The 21,546-nt window shown below is 72.8% G+C and carries 19 protein-coding genes; 10 read left to right on the top strand and 9 right to left on the bottom strand.

The genetic code is table 11. The annotated features are described in order from the left end of the window. Nucleotides 1-297: 297 nt before the first annotated feature. The 5 genes from ACRAS8_RS19405 (at nt 298) to hemB (ending at nt 6,220) form a co-directional block, all read left to right on the top strand. A complete protein-coding gene (locus ACRAS8_RS19405) occupies nt 298-1,080 on the top strand; it encodes a redox-sensing transcriptional repressor Rex (RefSeq protein WP_438487293.1) in 783 nt (260 codons plus the stop codon). Beyond that, the gene (locus ACRAS8_RS19410) at nt 1,077-2,462 is read left to right on the top strand and encodes a glutamyl-tRNA reductase (protein ID WP_438487294.1); all 1,386 of its coding nucleotides are present in this window, start codon (nt 1,077-1,079) and stop codon (nt 2,460-2,462) included. Before ACRAS8_RS19405 ends, ACRAS8_RS19410 begins: the two co-directional genes overlap by 4 nt. Then, nucleotides 2,459-3,436 carry a hydroxymethylbilane synthase gene (gene hemC / locus ACRAS8_RS19415; RefSeq protein WP_438487295.1) on the top strand — a complete coding sequence of 326 codons (978 nt, stop codon included), beginning with the start codon at nt 2,459-2,461 and terminating at the stop codon, nt 3,434-3,436. The genes ACRAS8_RS19410 and hemC overlap by 4 nt, the downstream gene beginning before the upstream one ends. Next, nucleotides 3,433-5,091, top strand: coding sequence for a uroporphyrinogen-III synthase (locus ACRAS8_RS19420; protein ID WP_438487296.1), 1,659 nt, complete (start codon nt 3,433-3,435; stop codon nt 5,089-5,091). The genes hemC and ACRAS8_RS19420 overlap by 4 nt, the downstream gene beginning before the upstream one ends. A 136-nt stretch (nt 5,092-5,227) precedes the next feature. Beyond that, complete coding sequence (hemB, locus tag ACRAS8_RS19425; RefSeq protein WP_438487297.1) at nt 5,228-6,220, top strand: porphobilinogen synthase; 993 nt, start codon at nt 5,228-5,230, stop codon at nt 6,218-6,220. A 38-nt stretch (nt 6,221-6,258) separates the two neighbouring features. Here the strand turns inward: hemB and ACRAS8_RS19430 are convergent, their stop codons facing one another. Next, entirely contained in the window at nt 6,259-7,230 is a 972-nt protein-coding gene (locus tag ACRAS8_RS19430) for a CinY protein (protein ID WP_438487298.1), read from the bottom strand. 146 nt (nt 7,231-7,376) lie between these two features. Then, nucleotides 7,377-9,131, bottom strand: coding sequence for an arginine--tRNA ligase (gene argS / locus ACRAS8_RS19435; protein ID WP_438487299.1), 1,755 nt, complete (start codon nt 9,129-9,131; stop codon nt 7,377-7,379). Nucleotides 9,132-9,365: 234 nt separating this feature from the next. Between argS and lysS the strand changes: the two genes are divergently transcribed. Then, on the top strand, nt 9,366-11,120 hold the full coding sequence (gene lysS / locus ACRAS8_RS19440) for a lysine--tRNA ligase (RefSeq protein WP_438487300.1): 1,755 nt from the start codon (nt 9,366-9,368) through the stop codon (nt 11,118-11,120). Nucleotides 11,121-11,199: 79 nt separating this feature from the next. Here lysS and ACRAS8_RS19445 read toward each other — a convergent pair whose 3' ends face one another. Next, on the bottom strand, nt 11,200-11,931 hold the full coding sequence (locus ACRAS8_RS19445; protein ID WP_438487301.1) for a DUF3558 domain-containing protein: 732 nt from the start codon (nt 11,929-11,931) through the stop codon (nt 11,200-11,202). A gap of 226 nt (nt 11,932-12,157) precedes the next feature. Further along, nucleotides 12,158-13,102, bottom strand: coding sequence for a hypothetical protein (locus tag ACRAS8_RS19450; protein WP_438487302.1), 945 nt, complete (start codon nt 13,100-13,102; stop codon nt 12,158-12,160). A gap of 162 nt (nt 13,103-13,264) precedes the next feature. Here ACRAS8_RS19450 and ACRAS8_RS19455 point away from each other — a divergent pair, with 162 nt between their 5' ends. Further along, on the top strand, nt 13,265-14,458 hold the full coding sequence (locus tag ACRAS8_RS19455; RefSeq protein ID WP_438487303.1) for an RtcB family protein: 1,194 nt from the start codon (nt 13,265-13,267) through the stop codon (nt 14,456-14,458). Nucleotides 14,459-14,630: 172 nt separating this feature from the next. On the opposite strand, the gene ACRAS8_RS19460 is transcribed toward ACRAS8_RS19455, so the two are convergent. The 3 genes from ACRAS8_RS19460 to ACRAS8_RS19470 form a co-directional block, all read right to left on the bottom strand. After that, nucleotides 14,631-15,398, bottom strand: coding sequence for an SDR family NAD(P)-dependent oxidoreductase (locus tag ACRAS8_RS19460; protein ID WP_438487304.1), 768 nt, complete (start codon nt 15,396-15,398; stop codon nt 14,631-14,633). Nucleotides 15,399-15,715: 317 nt separating this feature from the next. After that, nucleotides 15,716-16,051 (bottom strand): YnfA family protein, encoded by a 336-nt coding sequence (locus ACRAS8_RS19465; protein ID WP_438487305.1) that lies wholly within the window; start codon nt 16,049-16,051, stop codon nt 15,716-15,718. 112 nt (nt 16,052-16,163) lie between these two features. Continuing rightward, the gene (locus ACRAS8_RS19470) at nt 16,164-17,801 is read right to left on the bottom strand and encodes an FAD-dependent oxidoreductase (RefSeq protein WP_438487306.1); all 1,638 of its coding nucleotides are present in this window, start codon (nt 17,799-17,801) and stop codon (nt 16,164-16,166) included. Nucleotides 17,802-17,901: 100 nt separating this feature from the next. Between ACRAS8_RS19470 and ACRAS8_RS19475 the strand changes: the two genes are divergently transcribed. Then, complete coding sequence (locus tag ACRAS8_RS19475; RefSeq protein WP_438487307.1) at nt 17,902-18,594, top strand: TetR family transcriptional regulator; 693 nt, start codon at nt 17,902-17,904, stop codon at nt 18,592-18,594. Here the strand turns inward: ACRAS8_RS19475 and ACRAS8_RS19480 are convergent. Beyond that, nucleotides 18,591-19,010 carry a MazG-like family protein gene (locus tag ACRAS8_RS19480; protein WP_438487308.1) on the bottom strand — a complete coding sequence of 140 codons (420 nt, stop codon included), beginning with the start codon at nt 19,008-19,010 and terminating at the stop codon, nt 18,591-18,593. The two genes, ACRAS8_RS19475 and ACRAS8_RS19480, sit on opposite strands and share 4 nt — an antisense overlap. Before the next feature lie 160 nt (nt 19,011-19,170). Here ACRAS8_RS19480 and ACRAS8_RS19485 point away from each other — a divergent pair, with 160 nt between their 5' ends. Both ACRAS8_RS19485 and ACRAS8_RS19490 read left to right on the top strand, forming a co-directional pair. After that, complete coding sequence (locus tag ACRAS8_RS19485) at nt 19,171-19,743, top strand: cupin domain-containing protein (protein ID WP_438487309.1); 573 nt, start codon at nt 19,171-19,173, stop codon at nt 19,741-19,743. Then, on the top strand, nt 19,740-20,603 hold the full coding sequence (locus ACRAS8_RS19490) for an SDR family NAD(P)-dependent oxidoreductase (protein ID WP_438487310.1): 864 nt from the start codon (nt 19,740-19,742) through the stop codon (nt 20,601-20,603). The genes ACRAS8_RS19485 and ACRAS8_RS19490 overlap by 4 nt, the downstream gene beginning before the upstream one ends. 207 nt (nt 20,604-20,810) lie before the next feature. Here the strand turns inward: ACRAS8_RS19490 and ACRAS8_RS19495 are convergent, their stop codons facing one another. After that, on the bottom strand, nt 20,811-21,404 hold the full coding sequence (locus ACRAS8_RS19495) for a hypothetical protein (protein ID WP_438487311.1): 594 nt from the start codon (nt 21,402-21,404) through the stop codon (nt 20,811-20,813). Between the last annotated feature and the right edge of the window lie 142 nt (nt 21,405-21,546).

The raw sequence follows: 21,546 nt of genomic DNA on the forward strand, positions 1-21,546 counted from the left end.
GGACGGTTCTGCTTACCATCGAGAGGCGGTTCCGCAGGTTTTCCGGGGTGTGGCGGTGAGGAGTGAGAACGTGTGCTCCCGTCGGTGCCGCCGCGAATCGCCGGTGACGTGAGTGAACGGTGTGACCTGGGAGTTGGTTCCGAGAACCCCCGTAAAAGCTGCGTGAGCCCTGTCACTTTGGCCGGACAAACCGGACACCATCTTTGTGCACGCGTTCACAAAGACATAGCCTGCACTGGACGGGGCGGTCGGGTTCCACACGGCCGTCCACAGCCCCGCTCTACCCGCAGGAGCACCGTGGCAACTGGCCGAACTCACCGACCGGCGACCCGAAGCCGAGGCATCCCCGAGGCCACCGTCGCCCGGCTACCGCTGTATCTGCGCGCCCTGACCGCGCTCTCCGAGCGCTCGGTCCCCACGGTGTCCTCCGAGGAGCTCGCGGCCGCGGCCGGCGTGAACTCCGCGAAGCTGCGCAAGGACTTCTCCTACCTCGGCTCCTACGGGACCCGAGGCGTCGGCTACGACGTGGAGTACCTCGTCTACCAGATCTCGCGGGAGCTCGGCCTCACCCAGGACTGGCCCGTCGTGATCGTCGGTATCGGTAACCTCGGCGCCGCGCTCGCCAACTACGGCGGCTTCGCCTCCCGCGGCTTCCGGGTCGCGGCGCTGATCGACGCCGACCCGGCCATGGCGGGCAAGCCGGTCGCCGGCATCCCGGTCCAGCACACCGACGAGCTGGAGCAGATCATCCGGGACAACGGCGTCTCGATCGGCGTCATCGCCACGCCGGCCGGCGCCGCCCAGCAGGTCTGCGACCGCCTGGTCGCCGCCGGTGTCACCTCGATCCTGAACTTCGCGCCGACCGTGCTGACCGTCCCGGACGGGGTGGACGTACGCAAGGTCGACCTCTCCATAGAGCTGCAGATCCTCGCCTTCCACGAGCAGCGCAAGGCGGGCGAGGAGACCGGCCAGCCCGGCCCGGAGAGCGCCGTCCCGCCGGCGGCGCCGGCCCGCTCCGAGGGCGTCGCGACCGACCGCAAGGGACCTGACGGGGACGTGCCCGCCGTGATGCCGGCATGAGCCTCCTCGTTGTCGGACTGAGTCATCGCAGCGCGCCGGTGAGCGTGCTGGAGCGGGCCGCGCTCGCCCCCGAGGGCCGCGGCAAGCTGCTGCAGGACGTGGTGTCGGCCGAGCCGGCCACCGAGTCCGCGGTGCTCTCCACCTGCAACCGCATCGAGCTCTACGCCGACGTGGACAAGTTCCACGCCGGTGTCGCCGAGCTGTCCACCCTCCTGGCCCGCCACAGCGGCGTCGGCCTGGAGGAGCTGACCCCCCATCTCTACGTCCACTACGAGGACCGCGCCGTCCACCACCTCTTCTCGGTGGCCTGCGGCCTGGACTCCATGGTCGTCGGCGAGGGCCAGATCCTCGGCCAGATCAAGGACGCGCTGGCCGTCGCCCAGGACCAGCACACCGCCGGGCGGCTGCTCAACGACCTCTTCCAGCAGGCCCTGCGGGTCGGCAAGCGGGCGCACAGCGAGACCGGGATCGACAAGGCCGGGCAGTCGCTGGTCACCTTCGGCCTGGAGCAGCTGGCCGGCGGCGCGGACGTCGCCGGCTGGGCGCGCGGCAGGCGGGCGCTGGTGATCGGCGCCGGCTCGATGTCGTCGCTGGCCGCCACCACCCTCGTCCGCAACGGCGTCGGTGAACTGGCCGTCGCCAACCGCACGGTGGCCCGCGCCGAGCGGCTCGTACAGATCCTCACGGAACCCGGCGGGCCGGGCGCAGCCGGCGGGCTGACCGCCCGCGCGGTCGCCATGGACGCCGTCGCGGCCGAGCTGGCCCGCGCCGAGATCGTGATCTCCTGTACGGGCGCGGCCGGGCTGCTGCTGACCGGTGAGCAGATCACGGCGGCGCTCGCCGGGCGCGCCGACCGGATGTGGCTGCTCGACCTGGCCATGCCGCGCGACATCGACGCCGCGGCGCACCGGATCGACGGCGCCCGCCTGGTCGACATCGAGTCGCTGGCCGAGGCGTCGGCGACCGGGTCCGACCAGGCGACTGTGGCGGCCGGCCCGATGGCCGCCGACGTCGACAAGGTGCGCTCCATCGTCGCCGACGAGGTCGCCGCGTTCGGCGCCGCCCAGCGGGCCGCGCACATCACGCCCACCGTCGTCGCCCTGCGCACCATGGCCGCGGACGTCGTCAGCAGCGAGATCGCCCGGCTGGAGGGCCGCCTCCCCGACCTCGACGACAAGCAGCGGGCGGAGATCGCCCAGGCCGTCCGCCGGGTCGTCGACAAGCTCCTGCACGCGCCGACGGTGCGGGTCAAGCAGCTCGCCAGCGAGCCCGGCGGCGCCGGATACGCGGACGCCCTGCGGGAGCTCTTCGACCTCGACCCGCAGACGGTCGCCGCCGTCAGCCGGGCCGACCAGCACGACGCAGCACGGGAGCGGGCATGACCGACAGCACGAGGAGCCCCCTGCGCCTGGGCACCCGGCGCAGCAAGCTCGCTATGGCCCAGTCCGGGCAGGTGGCCGAGGCGGTGCACGCGCTGACCGGCCGCCCCGTCGAGCTGGTGGAGATCACCACCTTCGGCGACACCTCCCGGGCCCACCTGGCGCAGATCGGCGGTACCGGCGTCTTCGTCTCCGCGTTGCGCGACGCGCTGCTGGCCGGCGAGATCGACTTCGCCGTCCACTCGCTGAAGGACCTGCCGACCGCGCAGCCCGCCGAGCTGGCCCTGGCGGCCGTGCCGGTGCGCGAGGATCCCCGGGACGCGCTGATCGCGCGGGACGGCCTCACCTTCGAGGAACTCCCCGACGGCGCGCGCATCGGTACCGGCTCGCCCCGGCGGATGGCGCAGCTCAACGCCTGGGCCAGGGCGCTCGGCAGGCGCATCGAGACCGTCCCGGTCCGCGGCAACGTCGACACCCGGATCGGCTTCGTCGAGAACGGCGAGCTGGACGCGGTCGTGCTGGCCGCCGCCGGCCTCACCCGGATCGGCCGGATCGACGAGGCGACGCAACTGCTGTCGCCCGACGTGGTTTTGCCCGCCCCCGGCCAGGGGGCACTGGCGATCGAGTGTGCCGCGGCCAACGCGGAACTCGTCGCCGCGCTCGGCGAGCTCGACGACCCGGTCACCCGGGCCGCCGTGACCGCCGAGCGTTCCCTGCTCGCCGCCCTGGAGGCCGGCTGTTCCGCCCCCGTGGCGGCACTCGCCGACGTGCAGGCCGACGAGCAGGCTGTCAACGAAATGCACCTGCGCGGTGTCGTCGGCACGCTCGACGGCACGACGCTGGTGCAGCTGTCCACCACCGGGCACGTACCTGCCTCTCTTGACGACGAGTCGGTCCCGCTTCGCATGGGCCGGGAACTCGCCGCCGAGATGCTCGCAAAGGGTGCGGCCGGTCTTATGGGGGAGCGAGCACTTTGAACCCCACCGCCCCAAACCACTCCGCCTCCGGTCAGGTCACCTTCCTCGGTGCCGGGCCGGGAGACCCGGGTCTGCTGACGCTGCGCGCCGTGGAGGCGCTGGCCTCCGCGGACGTCCTCGTCGCCGATCCGCAGGTCCTGGACGTCGTGCGTGTGCACGCACGTGCGCAGGTGGACGTTCCGCTGCGGTCGTCAGCTGACGAGGCGTCAAACCCCGGCAGCCCCAGTGGCGTTTCGGCCCTCCGGGACACCGCCAATCTTGTCATGGCGGCCGCCCGCGCGGGCAAGCGGGTCGTCCGTGCGGTGACCGGCGATCCGGGTCTCGACGGCAATGTCGCCGAGGAGATGCTGGCGTGTGCCGCCGAGGGCATCGTCTTCGAGGTCGTGCCCGGCATCGCCGCCGCGGTCGGCGTGCCCGCGTACGCCGGTGTGCCGCTGCGCGACGCCCAGGGCACCGACGTGCGCTTCGTCGACGCCCGCAGCGCCGACGACCGCTGCTGGGCCGAGCTGGGCACCAGCGACGCCACCGCGGTGGTCTCCACCACCCTGGACTCGGTGGCCGCGGCCGCCGGCGAGCTGGTGGCGGCCGGCCGCAAGCCGGACACCCCGATGACCGTCACGGTCGCCGGCACCACCACCCGGCAGCGCACCTGGACGGCCACCCTCGGGAACGTCGCCCAGGTGCTCAAGGCCGCCAAGGTGCTGCCGTCGCCGGACGGCGGGCAGCCGGTCATAGCCGTGGTCGGTGAGCGCGGCGCCACGGCGCAGCGGGACCAGCTCTCGTGGTTCGAGAACAAGCCGCTGTTCGGCTGGCGGGTGCTGGTGCCGCGGACCAAGGAGCAGGCCGCGTCGCTCTCCGACCAGCTGGTCTCGTACGGTGCGGTGCCGCACGAGGTCCCGACCATCGCCGTCGAGCCGCCGCGCACCCCGCAGCAGATGGAGCGCGCGGTCAAGGGCCTGGTCACCGGCCGCTACGAGTGGATCGCCTTCACCTCGGTCAACGCCGTCAAGGCGGTCCGGGAGAAGTTCGAGGAGTACGGGCTGGACGCCCGGGCGTTCGCCGGGATCAAGGTCGCGGCGGTCGGCGAGCAGACCGCCAAGGCGCTGATCGCCTTCGGTGTGAAGCCCGACCTCGTGCCGTCCGGCGAGCAGTCCGCCGCCGGCCTCCTGGAGGACTGGCCGCCCTACGACCCGGTCTTCGACCCGATCGACCGCGTGTTCCTGCCGCGCGCCGACATCGCCACCGAGACCCTGGTCGCCGGGCTGATCGAGCTGGGCTGGGAGGTCGACGACGTCACCGCCTACCGGACCGTGCGGGCCTCGCCGCCGCCGGCCGAGACGCGGGAGGCCATCAAGGGCGGCGGCTTCGACGCGGTGCTCTTCACGTCCTCGTCCACCGTGCGGAACCTCGTCGGCATCGCCGGCAAGCCGCACAACGTGACGGTGATCGCCTGCATCGGCCCGGCCACCGCCAAGACCGCCGAGGAGCACGGGCTGCGGGTCGACGTGATGTCGCCGGAGCCGTCGGTGCACAAGCTGGCCGAGGCGCTGGCGGAGTTCGGCGCGGCGCGACGCGACGCCGCGCTGGAGGCCGGCGACCCGGTGACCCGGCCCAGCGAGCGCCGGCCGGGCTCGCGCCGGCGGGCCCGCAGCTGAGCGGCAGTACGCGAACACGGTGAAGGGCGCCTCTTCTCAGGGGCGTCCTTCCGCCTGTCCGTCGGCCACCCGGCGGCCCGGCCGGCCGACGCCGCGTCGGCAAAGGCGGGTCCGGGGCGGGCGTAGCGTGGACGGCATGACGAAGTACGGAAGCTTCCCGGGGGCGCGGCCGCGCCGGCTGCGCACCACCCCCGCCCTGCGGCGGATGGTCGCGGAGAACCGCCTGCATCCGGCCGACCTCATTCTCCCGGCGTTCGTGCGGGAGGGCATCGCCGAGCCGGTGCCGCTGGCCGCGATGCCCGGCGTCGTCCAGCACACCCGCGACACGCTGCGCAAGGCCGCCGTCGAGGCGGTCGAGGCCGGGGTCGCCGGCATCATGCTCTTCGGCGTCCCCGAGGACGCGCACAAGGACGCGGCCGGCACGGCGGGCACCGACCCGGACGGCATTCTCCAGCTCGCCATCCGGGACGTGCGGGCGGAGGTCGGCGACGACCTCGTCATCATGTCGGACCTGTGCCTGGACGAGTACACCGACCACGGCCACTGCGGCGTCCTGGACTCCGAGGGACGGGTGGACAACGACGCGACGCTGGAGCGCTACGCCGAGATGGCGCAGGTCCAGGCCGACGCCGGTGTCCATGTCGTGGGCCCCAGCGGCATGATGGACGGTCAGGTCGGCGTCGTCCGGGACGCGCTGGACCAGACCGGCCACGAGGACGTCGCGATCCTCGCCTACACCGCGAAGTACTCCTCGGCGTTCTACGGGCCGTTCCGCGAGGCGGTGGGCTCGTCGCTCAAGGGCGACCGCAAGACCTACCAGCAGGACCCCGCCAACCTCCGCGAGTCGCTGCGCGAGCTGGCGCTCGACTTGGAGGAGGGCGCCGACATGGTGATGGTCAAGCCGGCGCTGCCCTACCTGGACGTGCTGGCGAAGATCGCGGACGCGGTGGACGTGCCGGTGGCGGCGTACCAGATCTCCGGTGAGTACGCGATGGTCGAGGCGGCCGCCGAGAAGGGCTGGATCGACCGCGACAAGGCGATCCTGGAGACCCTGACCGGCATCAAGCGGGCGGGCGCGAACATGATCCTCACGTACTGGGCGACGGAGGTCGCGCGGAAGCTGGGCTAGGCGACGCCGCGGCTGCGCCCACGCGTCCCCAGGAGGCGTCAGGCGCAGTCGCGGACCGGATTGTCGTGGGTGATCACGCAGATCACGCGCTCACCTCGCTGCTTGCCGTAGCGCTGGAGGAGCGCCGTGCGGAGCTTGCTCCACTGGTGTCGGGACTCCGTGATGGCCCCCTGCACCGCACGGTCGAAGTTCCCCGCCACTCGGCCGCGCGCCGTCGCAGGAGCGCTCGCCGCGCCGGACACCGGGTCGATGGCCCCCTCGTCCTTGTTGAGGCCGGCGTGCCCTGTCCGCCGGGAACAGACCCCGACGAGGAGCGAGAAGCAACCCGTCGTCAGATTCCGCGGAACCGCCTGTGGCGGGGGAGGCGCGGGCGCGGTGAGGTCGAGCAGCGGCGAGGGCGCGGAGCGGCCCAGACCCGGGGGATTGGCCACACCGACCGGGCGGGACGGGTCGGTGCGATCCGTCCAGTTGCCGTGCGAGTAGAAGTCCTGGACGCCGTGCAGGGCACGGCCGAACCCTTCGATCGCCTCGCACTTGGCCCGGCCGCGCAGGCCGAGCGTGAAGGTGCAGTCTCTCCGCAGGTTCGTCTCGGAGGCCAGGACGCGGCCCCGGGCGTCGAGGGCGCCGCCGGCCGCGGCGACGCCTTGCCCGAACCGCGCTTGCAGGTGGGCGATACAGCCGCGCAGCGCCTCGGTGGCCTGCTGCCGACTCCGCGGATAGCCCTTGGTGTCCAGATAGTCCGCGCCATCGCAGTGCGCGGCGGAATTCAGGACCTCGTCCGAATCCGGCGCACCGACCGCGCCGAACGTCCAACGCTGTCCTGCGAGTTGAGCGAGGGACCGCGGCTCGAAGCAGGAACCGTCCGAGGGGACACCCGGAGCGCAGGCCAGCGCCGCGCGTGTGATCCGCTCATGCTCCGCGTGCTGCCCGAACGCGTTGACCGTGCCGAAGGCGTCCGCGGGTTGGGCCGTCGCCAGCAGCAGGGCCGGCGCGACCACGGCCGTTGCCATGAGGGCAGGCAGCCTGCGCCCCGTCGTGTTCCGCCCCCGCACCTGCCGCCCTCATGGTTCCGTGGTTCCGCGGGCCCGCGCCGGGCCAACTGCCAAGTGTAGACGGCCAGGTCAGGGGCTCGTCGTGCCCGGCGCGGGCCGCGTCCTTACAGCCGCTCGGGCGTCCGGATGCCCAGCAGCGCCATGCCGCGGTGCAGGGTGCGGGCCGTCAGGTCGCACAGGAAGAGGCGGTTCTCCACCTGCTCGGGGGTGTCCGCCTTCAGGACGGGGCACTGGTCGTAGAAGGTCGTGTAGAGCGACGCGAGCTGGTAGAGGTACGCGGCCAGCTTGTGCGGCGCGTACTCGGCCGCGGCCTCCGCGACGGTGTCCCCGAAGGCGTCCAGGTGCAGGCCCAGCGCCCGCTCCGCCGGGGCGAGCGCGAGCTCCGGGTGGGCGGCCGGCTTCGTCTCGCCGGCCTTGCGGAGGATGGACTGGATACGGGCGTAGGCGTACTGGAGGTAGACGGAGGTGTCGCCGTTGAGCGAGACCATCTGGTCCAGGTCGAACTTGTAGTCGCGGCTGGGGGACGTCGACAGGTCCGCGTACTTCACCGCGCCGATGCCGACCTGGGCGGCCCGCTCCTGGATCTCATCCTCGGTGAGGTCCTGTGCCTTCTCCCGCACCACCTCGGCGGCGCGCTGCACCGCCTCGTCGAGCAGGTCCTCCAGCCGGACCGTCTCGCCCTCCCGCGTCTTGAACGGCTTGCCGTCCGCGCCGAGCACCGTGCCGTAGCCCATGTTGTGGGCGGTGACCTCGTCGTTCAGCCAGCCCGCCCGGCGGGCCGTCTCGAAGACCATCCGGAAGTGCAGCGACTGGCGGACGTCGACGACGTAGAGCAGGGTCGTGGCGCCGAGGTCGAAGACGCGGTTGCGGATGGCGGAGAGGTCGCTGGCCGCGTAACCGAAGCCGCCGTCCGCCTTCTGCACGATCAGCGGGACCGGCTTGTCGTCCTTGCCCTTGATGTCGTCGAAGAAGACCACCAGCGCGCCCTCGGAGCGGACGGCGACGCCCGACTCCTCCAGCATCCGGGCCGTCTCGGCCATCATGGCGTTGTACGCGGACTCGCCGACGATCTCCTCGTCGCGGATCTCCATGTCCAGCTTCTCGAAGACCGAGTAGAAGTAGACCTTCGACTCGTCGACGAACCGCTGCCACAGCTCCAGGGTCTGCTCGTCGCCGGACTGCAGGGCGACGACCCGCCTGCGGGCCCGCTCCTTGAACTCCTCGTCGGAGTCGAAGACCGCGCGCGACGCCTTGTAGACGCGGTTGAGGTTCGACATGGCCTGCTCGCCGTCCACGTCGGCCGCCGGGGCGAGCTCGCCCGGGTTCTCGATCAGGTACTGGATGAGCATGCCGAACTGCGTGCCCCAGTCGCCGATGTGGTGGCGGCCGATGGTCTTCTCGCCGGTGAAGTCGAGCATGTTGCGCAGCGCGTCGCCGATCACCGCCGACCGCAGGTGGCCGACGTGCATCTCCTTGGCGACGTTCGGCTGCGCGTAGTCGATGACCGTGGTGCCGGTGGTGGCCGCGTACGGCACGCCGAGCCGGTCGTCGGCGGCGCGCCGGGCGAGCGTGCCGGTGATCGCCGCGTCGGCGACGGTGAGGTTGAGGAAGCCGGGGCCGGAGACCTCGACGTCCTTGAGCAGGCCCTCGGCGGCGATCGCGTCGACGACCTTGCCGGCCAGCTCCCGCGGGTTGCCCTTGAGCTTCTTGGCCAGCGCCAGCAGGCCGTTGGCCTGGAAGTCGGCCCGGTCGCTGCGTCGCAGCAGCGGGTCCGCGGCGCCGGCCTCCGGCAGGGCTGCCGAGAGGGCGTCCGCGACGCGCTGGTTGACCGTAGCTGCGAGGGAGGTGACCGGGGCCATTGAGCTGCCGTTCCGTTGGAGTGGAAAGGGTTTGCCATGAGTATCCCACGGCACTACCACTGAATTTCCGGGCGGCGGGCGTCTGGGACAATGGCTCCGTCAGGCTTCTGCCCGTCCGGACGGTTCCGCCCGCAGCGGGCGGAGGCCGAGCGCGGCGCCGGAGAGCGCGCAGGGGCGCAGCGGGAACATCAGGACGCCAGGACATCAGGACACCAGGAAGAGGAAGGGCCGATCGTGGCTCAGCAGAGCACCGAGACCGACTGGGTCTCCAGGTTCGCGGACGAGGTCGTTGCCGAGGCGGAGCGCCGCGCCCCCGGCAAAGTGACATCAGGTGCGTCCGCACCGGGGACGGGCGTCGTCGTCGCCTCGGGACTGAGCCCGTCCGGCCCGATCCACCTCGGCAACCTCCGCGAGGTGATGACTCCGCACCTGGTCGCGGACGAGATCCGCCGCCGCGGCATCCCGTGCGTGCACATCCTGAGCTGGGACGACTACGACCGGTACCGCAAGGTCCCGGCCGGCATCGACCCGTCCTGGGAGGAGCACATCGGCAAGCCGCTGACCGCCGTGCCCGCCCCGCCCGGCAGCCCGCACGCCAACTGGGCGGACCACTTCCGGGCCGCCATGGAGGAGTCCCTGGCGGAGCTGGGCATCGAGTACCGCGGCATCAGCCAGACCGCCCAGTACACCTCCGGCGCCTACCGCGAGCAGATCCTGCACGCGATGCGGCACCGCAAGGAGATCGACGCCGTCCTGGACCGCTACCGCACCAAGGACAAGGCGACCGGCAAGCCGAAGAAGCAGCAGAAGCCGGTGGACGAAGCGGAGCTGGAGGCGGCCGAGGGTTCCGGCGCGGCCAGCGAGGACGACGGCAGCGCGGGCGGCGCGGGCTACTACCCGTACAAGCCGTACTGCACGGTCTGCAACAAGGACTTCACCAAGGTCATCGCGTACGACGACGAGACGACCGAGATGTCCTACGAGTGCGTCGCCTGCGGCCACTCCGAGACCGTGGCGCTGCGCGAGTTCGACCACGGCAAGCTGGTGTGGAAGGTCGACTGGCCGATGCGCTGGGCCTACGAGGGCGTGGTCTTCGAGCCGTCCGGAGTCGATCACTCCTCGCCCGGCTCGTCGTTCGTCGTCGGCGGCCAGATCGTCCGCGAGGTGTTCGGCGCCGACCAGCCGATCGGCCCGATGTACGCCTTCGTCGGCATCAGCGGCATGGCCAAGATGTCCTCGTCCAAGGGCGGGGTGCCCACGCCGGGCGACGCGCTGAAGATCATGGAGGCGCCGCTGCTGCGCTGGCTGTACGCCCGCCGCAAGCCCAACCAGTCCTTCAAGATCGCCTTCGACCAGGAGATCCAGCGGCTCTACGACGAGTGGGACAAGCTGGAGGCCAGGGTCGCGGACGGCACCGCGCAGCCCGCGGACGCCGCGGCCCACGCCCGGGCCGTCGGCACCGCCGCCGGTGAACTGCCGCGCACGCCGCGCCCGTTGCCGTACCGCACGCTGGCCTCCGTCGTGGACATCACCGCCGGCCACGACGAGCAGACCCTGCGCATCCTCAGCGAGCTGGACCCGGCGAACCCGGTCACGTCCCTGGACGAGACGCGGCCGCGGCTCGACAAGGCGGAGCACTGGATCACCACCCAGGTCCCCGCCGACCAGCGCACCGTCGTCCGCGAGGAGCCCGACGCTGAGCTGCTGGCCTCCCTGGACGACCAGTCCCGGGGCGCGCTGCGGCTGCTGCTCGACGGCCTGGACGACCACTGGTCGCTGGACGGCCTGACGACGCTGGTCTACGGCGTCCCGAAGGTCCAGGCGGGCCTGACCCCGGAGGCCAAGCCGACGCCGGAGCTGAAGGTCGCCCAGCGCGCGTTCTTCGCGCTGCTCTACAACCTCCTGGTCGGCCGCGACACCGGCCCCCGGCTGCCCACGCTGCTGCTCGCGGTGGGCGCGGACCGGGTCCGCAGGCTGCTGGGCGGCTGAACGGCCCGCGGCGGGGGCCCGTACCGCGGGCCTTCCGGCCCTTCCCCGGGCTGCCGGGGAGGGGCCGGAAGGATGTCGGTCAGCCCTTGCCGGACGGGGCCGCGTTGGCCTTGGCCACGGCGGCGACGGCTTCCTTGGCGGCGGCCTGGGCGGCCTTGAGGAGGTCGTTGCCGTTGGGGGCGTCGGCGCCGGCCATGCCCGCGCCGTTGTAGTTCACGGTGACGACGACGTTGGCGGTGCGGGCCACGATCGTCGTGTTCTTGAAGTCGTTGTCATCCTTCGCGAGGTCGTAGGTGACGGCGGTGGCCGCGTCGCCGGTGCCCGTGGTCGGCACGGCGGCGACCTTCTTGGCGCCCTGGGTGCCCTTGGCGTCGTTGATCTGCCGCGTGGAGAAGTCCGTGGCGCGCTTCTCGCCCGAGCCGAGGGCCGGGTCGGAGTCGTAGCGCTGGAAGGCGACGTCCAGCCAGCGGAACTGGGTGCCGTCGACGCCCTGGTCGTCCGAGCTGGTCCAGGAGCAGGCGCCGCGGGCGGTCGGGTCGGTGGACTTGCCCTGCTGGCCGGCGGCGTCCTTCACCTTGGGCAGCAGCTTGTCGAGGGTGCCCTTGGAGAACGCCTCGCAGGGGTTCGGCAGCTTCTTGAACTTCGCGGCGGCGACGGTCGGCGTCGGGGTGCTGCCGGCGGCGCTGGACGAGCCGGAGGGAGTGCTGTCACCGGAGCTCTTGCCGTCCGAGCCGGAGCACCCGGCGACGAGCAGCATCGGCACTGCTGCGCAGGTGAGGAGGCCGGCGAGTCGCTTGGCTGATCGGTGCATGGTTCCTTCGCTGTTCGTCGTCGTCGAGTCGTTGCGGATCGTTGCGGACCCTGGTGGAACGGGCGGCACGGGCGGCCCGGCCCCCGGTCGGAGCGGGTCCTGGGGCACTAGGGCACGGTACGCGGCGAAGCGAGACGGGGGCACCGGTTCGCGGCGACCGAGAGGCAGGGCGAATCGGGCGTTTCCCGGGTGAAGTTCGCCTTCAGGGCGATCTACCCGTATGGGGCTATTCGCTGAGGCTGTCGGCGAGTTCGCCGGCCAGGGAACGGGCCTTGTCCTGCAGTTCCTGGCTTTCCGGCAACCGCCTCTTGTCCGCGGACCACTGGTCGTAGACGAGCGTCACGATGACGTTCGACGTGCGAAAGACCACAGTGACATCGCGGTGCACCCCGGAGTCGGTGGTGATCAACTGGTCGTTGAGGAAGGCCGCGTCGCCCAGGCCGTCCAGGACGCGCGGGGCGAGCGGGCTGTCGGCGCCCGTCCCGGGATCGGAGGGCGACGCGGACGGAGTCGTCGGGGCGGCCGACGGGGTGCCGGCCGTGCCGTCCGCCTTCTTCCCGCCGTCGCTCCCCTCCTTGCCGCCGTCCTTGCCGCCGCCGGCGTCCGTGGCGCCGCCCTGCGGCTTCGGCCGGCCCGTCGTCTGGCCCGTCGGCTGGTCCTTGGGCTGGTCCTTCGGGCTGGGTGGCGCCGAGGGCGTGCCGGAGCCCGCGGACGGGATCTTGGCGGCCCGCTCCTTGCCGAGGTAGATCTCCTGCGCCCGGTCGTCGTCGCTGACCGCGGCGTTGTACGAGACCACGCGCTGGATGTCGAGCGTGAGGTGGCGGGTGCCCGCGGAGGTCTCCCGCGTCCACTGGCAGCCCACCCGGCGGTCGGTGTCGTAGGTGACGTCGGCCCGGCCGCCGAAGATCTTCTGTGCGTCCGCCTGCGACAGCGGCTGCCCGTCGCCGGGCAGCATGTCGCGGAGGGTGCCGGGGGACGGCAGGCCGCAGGCTTCCGGCAGGGTCTGGTAGCGGCCGGGCTGGCCGGACGGGCTGGCGGCGGCGGTGTCGCCGTTCTTGCCGTCGGTGCCGCCGGTGCCGGAGGCGGAACCGCCGGAGCAGCCGGTGAGGCCGGCGGCCAGGGCCGCGGTGACCAGCAGCGCGGCACCCGGTACGAACGACTTGCGCGGCATCGTTCGCGGCTCCTTCCCTGCGGAAATGCGGTTGCCGCCGAGTGGCGGCCGGTGGAGACAATGTCTACCGCACGTCGTGAGGTGAACGCCGGTTCGCCGTCCAATATCAGGCGTATTGTCCGCCTTTTGCGGTTTTCTGTTTCCCGGGGGAAAGAGTTCGTCATGTCGTACACCGAAGTGCCCGGCGCCCAGGTGCCGATCCGGATGTGGACCGACCCGGCCACGGTCGAGGGCGTCGCGATGCAGCAGCTGCGCAACGTCGCCACGCTACCGTGGATCAAGGGCCTGGCCGTGATGCCGGACGTGCATTTCGGCAAGGGGGCCACGGTCGGTTCCGTCATCGCGATGCACGGCGCCGTCTGCCCGGCCGCGGTCGGCGTGGACATCGGCTGCGGAATGAGCGCGGTCCGGACCTCGCTCACCGCGAACGACCTGCCGGGCGACCTCTCCCGGCTGCGCTCCCGGATCGAGCAGACGATCCCGGTGGGCCGGGGGATGCACGACGACCCGGTGGACCCGCGCCGGATCCACGGCTTCCCCGCCGCGGGCTGGGACGACTTCTGGGGCCGCTTCGACGGCGTCGCCGAGGCGGTCAGGTTCCGTCACGAGCGGGCCGCCAAGCAGATGGGCTCGCTGGGGTCCGGGAACCACTTCATCGAGGTCTGCCTCGACGAGACCGGCGCGGTCTGGCTGATGCTGCACTCCGGCTCCCGCAACATCGGCAAGGAGCTCGCCGAGTACCACATCGAGCAGGCCCGCAAGCTCCCGCACAACCAGGGGCTGGTCGACCGGGACCTCGCCGTCTTCGTCGCGGACACCCCGCAGATGGCGGCGTACCGCAACGACCTGTTCTGGGCGCAGGAGTACGCGCGGCACAACCGCGAGGTGATGATGGCGCTGTTCCAGGACGTCGTCCGCAAGGAGTTCCGCAAGGCCCGGCCGGCCTTCGATCCGGTGATCTCCTGCCACCACAACTACGTGGCGGAGGAGACCTACGACGGCATGGAACTGCTGGTGACCCGCAAGGGCGCGATCCGCGCCGGCAGCGGCGAGTACGGGATCATCCCGGGCTCGATGGGCACCGGCTCGTACATCGTCCGGGGCCTGGGGAACGCCGCGTCCTTCAACTCAGCCTCGCACGGCGCCGGCCGCAAGATGAGCCGGAACGCCGCGAAGAAGCGCTTCTCCACGCGCGATCTGGAGGAGCAGACGCGGGGTGTGGAGTGCCGCAAGGACTCCGGGGTCGTCGACGAGATCCCCGGTGCGTACAAGCCGATCGAGCGCGTCATGGAGCAGCAGCGGGACCTCGTCGAGGTCGTCGCCAAGCTCAAGCAGGTGGTGTGCGTGAAGGGGTGAGGGGGTGGCCGCGGCACGGGGGCCGGGGCCGGGGTGGTGGTGCCAGGGCCGGTGCCGGTGTCGGGGTTGCGGACGGTGTCGTGGGGGTGCGGGGCCGGGGCGGGGAGGGCCGCCGTCGGGAGCCGGCCCTTCCTGCCCTCACCCCGTACCTACCCTCCGCCTCCCGCCTGGCTCAACTGCTGCGGTGGACCTTGGTGTTGGACGCCTGCGCCCGGGGGCGGACGACCAGCAGGTCGATGTTGACGTGCGGGGGGCGGGTGACCGCCCAGGCGACGGTGTCGGCGACGTCCTCCGCGCTGAGCGGCGCGTCCACGCCCTCGTAGACCCTGGCGGCCTTCTCGGCGTCGCCCCGGAAGCGGGTGGTGGCGAACCCCTCGGTCTTGACCATGCCGGGCGCCACCTCGATGACCCGTACCGGCTCGCCGCACAGCTCCAGGCGGAGCGTCTCGGCGATGACATGGGCGCCGTGCTTGGCGGCGACGTATCCACCGCCGCCCTCGTACGTCGCGTGCCCGGCGGTGGACGAGAGGACGACGACGGTGCCGTCGCCGGAGGCGGTCAGCGCGGGCAGCAGCGCCTGCGTCATATGGAGCACGCCGAGCACATTGACCTCGTACATCGCCCGCCAGTCGGCCGGGTCGCCGGTGGCGACGGGTTCCGCGCCCAGCGCGCCGCCGGCGTTGTTGACCAGGACGTCGACGGAGGGGAAGCGGTCGAGGGAGCGTGCGAAGGCGTCGACGGCGGCGCGGTCGGTGACGTCGAGCGCGCACGCCTCGGCGTGCGGCAGCTCGTCGGCGAGGGCCTCGATGCGGTCCTTGCGGCGGGCGGTGAGCACGACGCGGTAGCCGGCGGCGGCCAGCGCGCGGGCGGTGGCGGCGCCGATACCGCCACTCGCTCCGGTGACGACGGCGGTACGGAGGCCGGCGGTGTCGGCGGTCATGGTGCGCTCCCTTTACACGGTGCGTGTGCGGACAGTGAGCCGTGGTGCGAGTGTTGCGGGTGGTGCGTGTGGCCAGGATATGCAAGGTAGGGCGCCGAGTTGGCGGCCGGAGGGGGCTCCGGGCCGACTGGTCGCAGGGCGCGCCGACCGGTCGAGGGGCGCACCGAACGGTCGAGGGGCGCGCCGAACGGACGTGGGGCGTCCCGACCGGACGTGGGGCGTCCCGACCGGACGTGGGGCGTGCCCACCGGTCGCGTGGCGCGGGGTCCGGCCGCGTGGCGCAGGGTCCGGGGGACCGGCCCGAGGCCGGTCGGGCCTCAGCGGCCGCGCGGGGCGTACATGATCACGCCCATGCCGGCCAGGCAGATCAGCGCGCCGAGGACATCCCAGCGGTCGGGGCGGTAGCCGTCCGCGACCATGCCCCAGGCCAGCGAGCCCGCGACGAACACCCCGCCGTACGCGGCGAGGATCCGGCCGAAGTGGGCGTCCGGCTGGAGCGTCGCGACGAAGCCGTAGATCCCCAGGGCCACCACCCCGGCACCGATCCACGCCCACCCCCGGTGCTCCCGCACCCCTTGCCACACCAGCCACGCACCGCCGATCTCGAAGAGTGCGGCGACGACGAACAGAACTGCGGAACGGGCGATGAGCATGCCGCTCAGCGTAAGCAGGCAGACCGGGCGGGCGAGGTCAGCGGACGGCGAGGGGGGCCAGGGGCCGGTGGCGGGCGGGGCCGGGGCGGGGCCGGGGCCGGTCACCGGCGGTTCATATCCGCGCGCCGGCGCGCAGCGGCTCCTGAGGCGCGGGGGCGGGGGCGGGGACGGCCGGAATGCCGGTCCAGTGGGTGACGGCGGTGCGAAGCGCCTCGGCGCGCTCGGCGGGGACGGTGGCATCGGTGGCCCAGGCGATATAGCCGTCGGGGCGCACCAGGAGAGCCGTCCGCCGTCCGCTCGCCCAGGATGCGGTGACGACCCGGTCGGGCGCGGCCACCGGGCGAGAGCCCTCCGGCAGTTCCGGCGGCAGCTCGTCCTCGGGGGTGATCAGGACGAACCTGCCCTTCCGGAGCAGCTCGTAGAGCCGCCCGCCGCCGGCGAGGCGGATGTCGGGGGCGCGCCGGCCGGCCAGCCGATGGGCACCCGGTCCGGCCGGATAGGCGAGGTCGATACCGGAGACCTGGCCGATGGCGCGCCGGGCCAACGGCCGTACCCGCGTCAGGAGCCGGCCGATGAGGCCGCGCAGTGCCCGGCCCGGCGCGGAGCGCACCAGCGCGACCCTGAGGATGGCGCCGCTGCTGCGCAGCACCAACTTGCCGACCGGATGGCGCTCGTCCTGATAGCTGTCCAGCAGGCCGTCGGGGGAGTGGCCCCTGACGACCGCCGCCAGCTTCCAGCCGAGGTTGGCCGCGTCCTGGAGGCCCGCGTTCATCCCCTGGCCGCCGGCCGGGGAGTGGACGTGCGCGGCGTCGCCGGCGAGGAAGACCCGGCCGACGCGGTAGGCGGGCGCCTGCCGCTCGTCGCTGCGGAAGCGCGAGATCCACCGGGCGTCGTGCATGCCGTAGTCGGTGCCGAAGGCGAGGCGGGTGACCTCGCGGACCTCGTCGAGATCGACGGGGGCGTCGTCGGCGGCCTGGGCGTGGCGGTTCCAGCCGATGACGCGATACCAGCCGTCGCCGAACGAGCCGATCAGTGCGAAGGAGTCACCCTTGGCGTCGAGCGTGAACGGGGACTCGGGTGCCTGGGCCAGCCGGACGTCGGCGAGGACGACGGACCGGATCACCGCCTTGCCGGGGAACGGCAGCCCGATCGCCTCGCGCACCGCACTGCGGGCGCCGTCGGTGCCGACCGCATAGGCGGCGCGCAGGCTCCGGACGCCCTCGGCCGCCGCCCCCTCCGCCGCGTCCTCGACCGTACGGAAGTGCACCGTCACCCCCTCCGCGTCCTGATCGAGGCCCAGCACCTCGGATCCGTGCCGGAAGGTGACGCCGGCCTGCCGGGCGCGGCGTAGCAGCAGCCGCTCGACCTCGTACTGCGGCGTTATCAGGACGAAGGGGAAGCGACTGGGGAGTCGGTTCAGGGGGAGTGCCGCGCCCCTGAACATCCGGAGGGCGGGGAGGCGGTGGCCCCCGGCGATCAGTTCGTCGGCGAGCCCGCGGGCGTCCAGCTGCTCCAGTGAACGGGCGTGCACGGCAAGCGCCCGGCTGAGATTGCTGGTGGTGTCGTCGCGGCGCTCCAGGAGCGTGACGGCGAGACCGGCCTCGGCGAGATCGCCGGCGAGCAGCAGACCGGTCGGGCCGGCGCCGACGACGATCACGTCCGCCTCCCGGCCGGGACGCGGGCTGCCGCTGTCGGTGTTGTCGTCGATGTCGTCGCTGGTGACTTCCGGCTCGCGGTTGAGAGCATCCATGATTACCGCCTCCTGCCAACGCGTGTTGGTCAACGCTTGTTGGCAAGCCTACGACCCTCGCAACTCGCGTGTCAACGCTCGTTGGCCTACATTTGTTGGCATGGTCGAACGCGATGCTTCCCGCGCCCCCGCCGCCGGTCGTGCCGGTGCCCGTTCCCGCACCCCCGCGGTCCGTCCCGAGGTCGACGCCGGCCCGCCCCCGGTCGCCGCCGAGGCCGCCGACGCCGGCGTCCACCCGCGTCCCCGCCGCTCCGACGCCACCCGCGCCGCGATCCTCGCCGCCGCCCGGGACCGCTTCGCCGCCGACGGCTACGAGCGCGCCACCATCCGCGCCATCGCGCGGGACGCGGGCATCGACCCGTCGATGGTGATGCGCTACTACGGCAACAAGGAGGGCCTCTTCGCCGCCGCCTCGGAGATCGATCTGCGGGCCCCGGACCTCACGAAGGTCCCGCCGGAGGAGCGCGGCGCCCGGCTCGTCCGCCACTTCATCGAGCTGTGGGAGAGCGACGAGACGCTGACGGGGATGATGCGCGTCGGCGTCACCAACGAGGCGGGCGCCGAACGCATGCGGCAGATCTTCGCCGAGCAGGTGCGTCCGCTGCTCGACGCGATCTGCGCGGTACCGGAGGAGGCACCGAGCCGCGCCGCCCTGATCGGGTCGCAGATCCTGGGCATGGCACTGTGCCGCTACGTCCTGCGGGTCCCGCCCGCCGTCGAATTCAGCCATGACGAACTCGTCGCCTGGCTGGCGCCCACCATCCAGCGCTATATGACGGCGGAACGACCCTAGCGGGGGCGGTCGCAGCGAGGCCCTGGCACCCGCTCGGCGACCCGCCGCAGATGGCCCTCGAAGACCTGCCGCGCCTCGGGCGTCAGCGTCCGCAGCGCCACCATCGCCGTCACGATCACATCGCACAGCTCCGCGTGGACGTCCTCCCAACTGTGGCTGCGTCCCTTGCGGGGATTCTGGCCGGTGGCCCCGATGACGGCCTGGGCGACCTCGCCCGCCTCCTCCGAGAGCTTGAGGAGGCGCAGCAGCCGCTCCTGCTCCGCCGGCAGCACGCTCTCCCGGTCGAGCCAGCCGACGAGCGCGTCGATGGTGTCCCAGGGAACCGTGCCAGCAGGAGAGGCGGGTGAAGGTCCGGAAAAAGCAGGGGAGTTGGCGGCGGTGGCGGTAACCGGGGAGACGGCGTCGGGAGCAGACATGGCCCGATTCTGCCGCTCGTTCCGCGTCCTGCACCCCTCCCGCCCCTAGGGTGAGGCGGCAACCGGCCAGGAGGCGCCACCAGGAGGCGCCGGACGCCCGGCCGGGTGGACCGGTGGACCACCCCACGGCACGGCGGACGAGCGGAAGGCGGCCAGACGGATGGACGAGCACCCCGCGATGCCCCGGGACCACTTCCCGCAGGAGCTGATCGCCTTCTACGGACTGACCCGGCTGCCCCGGGAAGGCGGCTGGTACCGGCGCACTTGGGTAGGGCAGGAACGGCCGGACGGGCGGCCGGAGGGGTCGGCGATCGTGATGCTGCTGACCGCCGAGCCGGGCGTCTTCTCCGCGCTGCACCGGCTGCCGGCCGACGAGATCTGGCACTTCTACCGGGGCGACCCGCTCACCCTGCTCCTCCTCTCCGAAACCGGCGGCTCCGGCGGCTCCGGTAGCTCCGGTGGTTCCGGTGGCGTGGGCGGCGCGGTCGGCCCCGGCACCGCCCGTACGGTCGTCCTCGGTCCGGACGTGCTGGCCGGCCAGCACGTGCAGTTCACGGTGCCGGCCGGCACCTGGATGGCCGCCGAGGTCGCCGCCGGCGGTTCCTGGACGCTGTTCGGCTGCACGATGGCGCCCGGCTTCACCGACGAGGACTACGAGCACGGGGAGGCGGGGCGACTGGCCGCGCGGTTCCCGCGGGAGGCGGCGCGGATCGGGGCGCTGAGCCGGGCATGACAGTGGCGCGGACCCCTCATGAGCCGAACGGTGGGGAAGTGGCCGGTACTTCCGAACGGGCCGGCGAGCAGGGCGGATTCGGCCATGCCGGCCACCCCGGCCTCCCCGATCTCGGTGGGCAGGTTGTGCTGGTCACCGGGGCGTCGGGCGGGATCGGCCGGGGGATCGCGATGCGGTTCGCCGTGGCCGGGGCGGACGTGGTGGTGCACTACAGGTCCGGGGGAGCGGCCGCGCGGGCGCTGGCCGAGGAGATCGAGCGGGGTGGCGGGAGCGCGCTCGCACTGCGCGCCGACCTCGCCGTGGAGGCGGAGTGCCACCGGCTGGTGACGGAGGCGGCCGGCTGGCGCGGCCGGCTGACCGCACTGGTCAACAACGCGGGCGTGCAGCCCACCCAGGAGCTGGCCGGGATGACGCTCGCCGACTGGCGGGCCGTCGCCGACCCCAATGTGCACAGCGTTTTCGCATGCACCCAGGCCGCGGTGCCGGAGCTGCGCGCGGCCGGCGGCGGATCGGTGACCCATGTCGCCTCGATCGAGGCGGACCGCCCGGCGCCGCGGCACGCCCACTACTGCGCGTCCAAGGCGGCCGTGGTGATGCACGCCCGAGCCGCGGCGCTGGAGTACGGGCCGTACGGGATCCGCGTCAACAGCGTCTCGCCGGGGCTGATCGCCCGGCCCGGCCTGGCCGAGGACTGGCCGGAGGGGGTGGCCCGCTGGCAACAGGCGGCGCCCACCGGCCGGTTGGGGCGGCCCGAGGACATCGGCGACGCCTGTGTCTTCCTCGCCTCGCCGATGGCCTCCTGGATCACCGGCCACGATCTCGTCGTCGACGGCGGCGTCTCGGCCCGCCCGACGTGGTGAAGCGAACCCCGAGCCGACGGCCCGCCCCGGCCCCCGCCGGCCCGAGGACGAGCGGCCCCGACGAGAGCCGGAGCCGACGAACGGGCCGACCAACGGACCGACGCTCCCGAGCCGACGAGCCGGAGCCGGCACACGGACCGATCCGCCCACCCGGCCCGGTCATTCCACCCCCGGTCCGACCCGCCCCGCCGGCCCTCGCCTCCCCGCCTACGGCCACACCAGGCAGTAAGCCTGATGTCCGGCCTCGTGGAGGCGGTGGGAGAAGTCCTGCCACTCGTGGAGGAGCTGGTAGACGCTGAAGGCGTCGCGGGGGCCGCCGCGGTCGGGGACGGTGGACCAGATGAAGGCGGCCGCGCCGACGGACTCCTCGCCGACGCCGCGCAGCGGGTCGACCACGGTCATGGGGAGCTTGACGACGGCGTAGTCGGGATGGAGGACGACCAGCTCCAGCGGGGGGACCTTGTGCAGCGGTATGCCCTCTATACCGGTGAGGACCATGGCCGCCATGGTCTCCGGCTTGATCTTGGTGAACATGCCGCCCATGCCGAGCTCGTCGCCGCCGAGTTCCTCCGGGCGCATCGAGATCGGGACCCGGGCGGCCGTGGCGCCGTTGGGCGCGCCGAAGTATTTGTACGTCACCCCCATGCGGCCGCCCCTGTTTTCCCCGCCCGTAATGCTCTCGGTGCCCTTGCGCCGGTCGTCGCCGGGGTTCTCCGAGCCCTCGCGCCGGTGACGGCCGCGCTGGGCGCGCTCGGGACCCCGGTCATTGGTTCCCTCGCCCAGTTCGCCACCGCGATGCATATCTCCACCCGACCACTCGCAGCCTCAGCCGCGCAACCCGATCATCGTCCCAGAGACCTCCCCCGTCACCGGCGCGTGAAACGCCCGGCCGCACGCCCCCGTGCGCCTCTGAGACCATTGCTTGCGTGACTTACTCGTACGA

It is taken from the genome of Streptomyces sp. S186, from assembly GCF_051603415.1.
Classification (GTDB): Bacteria; Actinomycetota; Actinomycetes; order Streptomycetales; family Streptomycetaceae; genus Streptomyces.

Excerpts from the sequence above, each read along its gene's own strand:
- ACRAS8_RS19455 (WP_438487303.1), top strand. The coding sequence starts at position 13,265 with ATGTCGTACACCGAAGTGCCCGGCGCCCAGGTGCCGATCCGGATGTGG.
- argS (WP_438487299.1), bottom strand. The coding sequence starts at position 9,131 with ATGGCCCCGGTCACCTCCCTCGCAGCTACGGTCAACCAGCGCGTCGCG.
- ACRAS8_RS19450 (WP_438487302.1), bottom strand. The coding sequence starts at position 13,102 with ATGCCGCGCAAGTCGTTCGTACCGGGTGCCGCGCTGCTGGTCACCGCG.
- hemC (WP_438487295.1), top strand. The coding sequence starts at position 2,459 with ATGACCGACAGCACGAGGAGCCCCCTGCGCCTGGGCACCCGGCGCAGC.
- ACRAS8_RS19465 (WP_438487305.1), bottom strand. The coding sequence starts at position 16,051 with ATGCTCATCGCCCGTTCCGCAGTTCTGTTCGTCGTCGCCGCACTCTTC.
- ACRAS8_RS19475 (WP_438487307.1), top strand. The coding sequence starts at position 17,902 with ATGGTCGAACGCGATGCTTCCCGCGCCCCCGCCGCCGGTCGTGCCGGT.
- ACRAS8_RS19460 (WP_438487304.1), bottom strand. The coding sequence starts at position 15,398 with ATGACCGCCGACACCGCCGGCCTCCGTACCGCCGTCGTCACCGGAGCG.
- hemB (WP_438487297.1), top strand. The coding sequence starts at position 5,228 with ATGACGAAGTACGGAAGCTTCCCGGGGGCGCGGCCGCGCCGGCTGCGC.
- ACRAS8_RS19470 (WP_438487306.1), bottom strand. The coding sequence starts at position 17,801 with ATGGATGCTCTCAACCGCGAGCCGGAAGTCACCAGCGACGACATCGAC.
- ACRAS8_RS19495 (WP_438487311.1), bottom strand. The coding sequence starts at position 21,404 with ATGCATCGCGGTGGCGAACTGGGCGAGGGAACCAATGACCGGGGTCCC.
- ACRAS8_RS19410 (WP_438487294.1), top strand. The coding sequence starts at position 1,077 with ATGAGCCTCCTCGTTGTCGGACTGAGTCATCGCAGCGCGCCGGTGAGC.
- ACRAS8_RS19485 (WP_438487309.1), top strand. The coding sequence starts at position 19,171 with ATGGACGAGCACCCCGCGATGCCCCGGGACCACTTCCCGCAGGAGCTG.
- ACRAS8_RS19445 (WP_438487301.1), bottom strand. The coding sequence starts at position 11,931 with ATGCACCGATCAGCCAAGCGACTCGCCGGCCTCCTCACCTGCGCAGCA.
- ACRAS8_RS19480 (WP_438487308.1), bottom strand. The coding sequence starts at position 19,010 with ATGTCTGCTCCCGACGCCGTCTCCCCGGTTACCGCCACCGCCGCCAAC.
- ACRAS8_RS19490 (WP_438487310.1), top strand. The coding sequence starts at position 19,740 with ATGACAGTGGCGCGGACCCCTCATGAGCCGAACGGTGGGGAAGTGGCC.
- ACRAS8_RS19430 (WP_438487298.1), bottom strand. The coding sequence starts at position 7,230 with ATGGCAACGGCCGTGGTCGCGCCGGCCCTGCTGCTGGCGACGGCCCAA.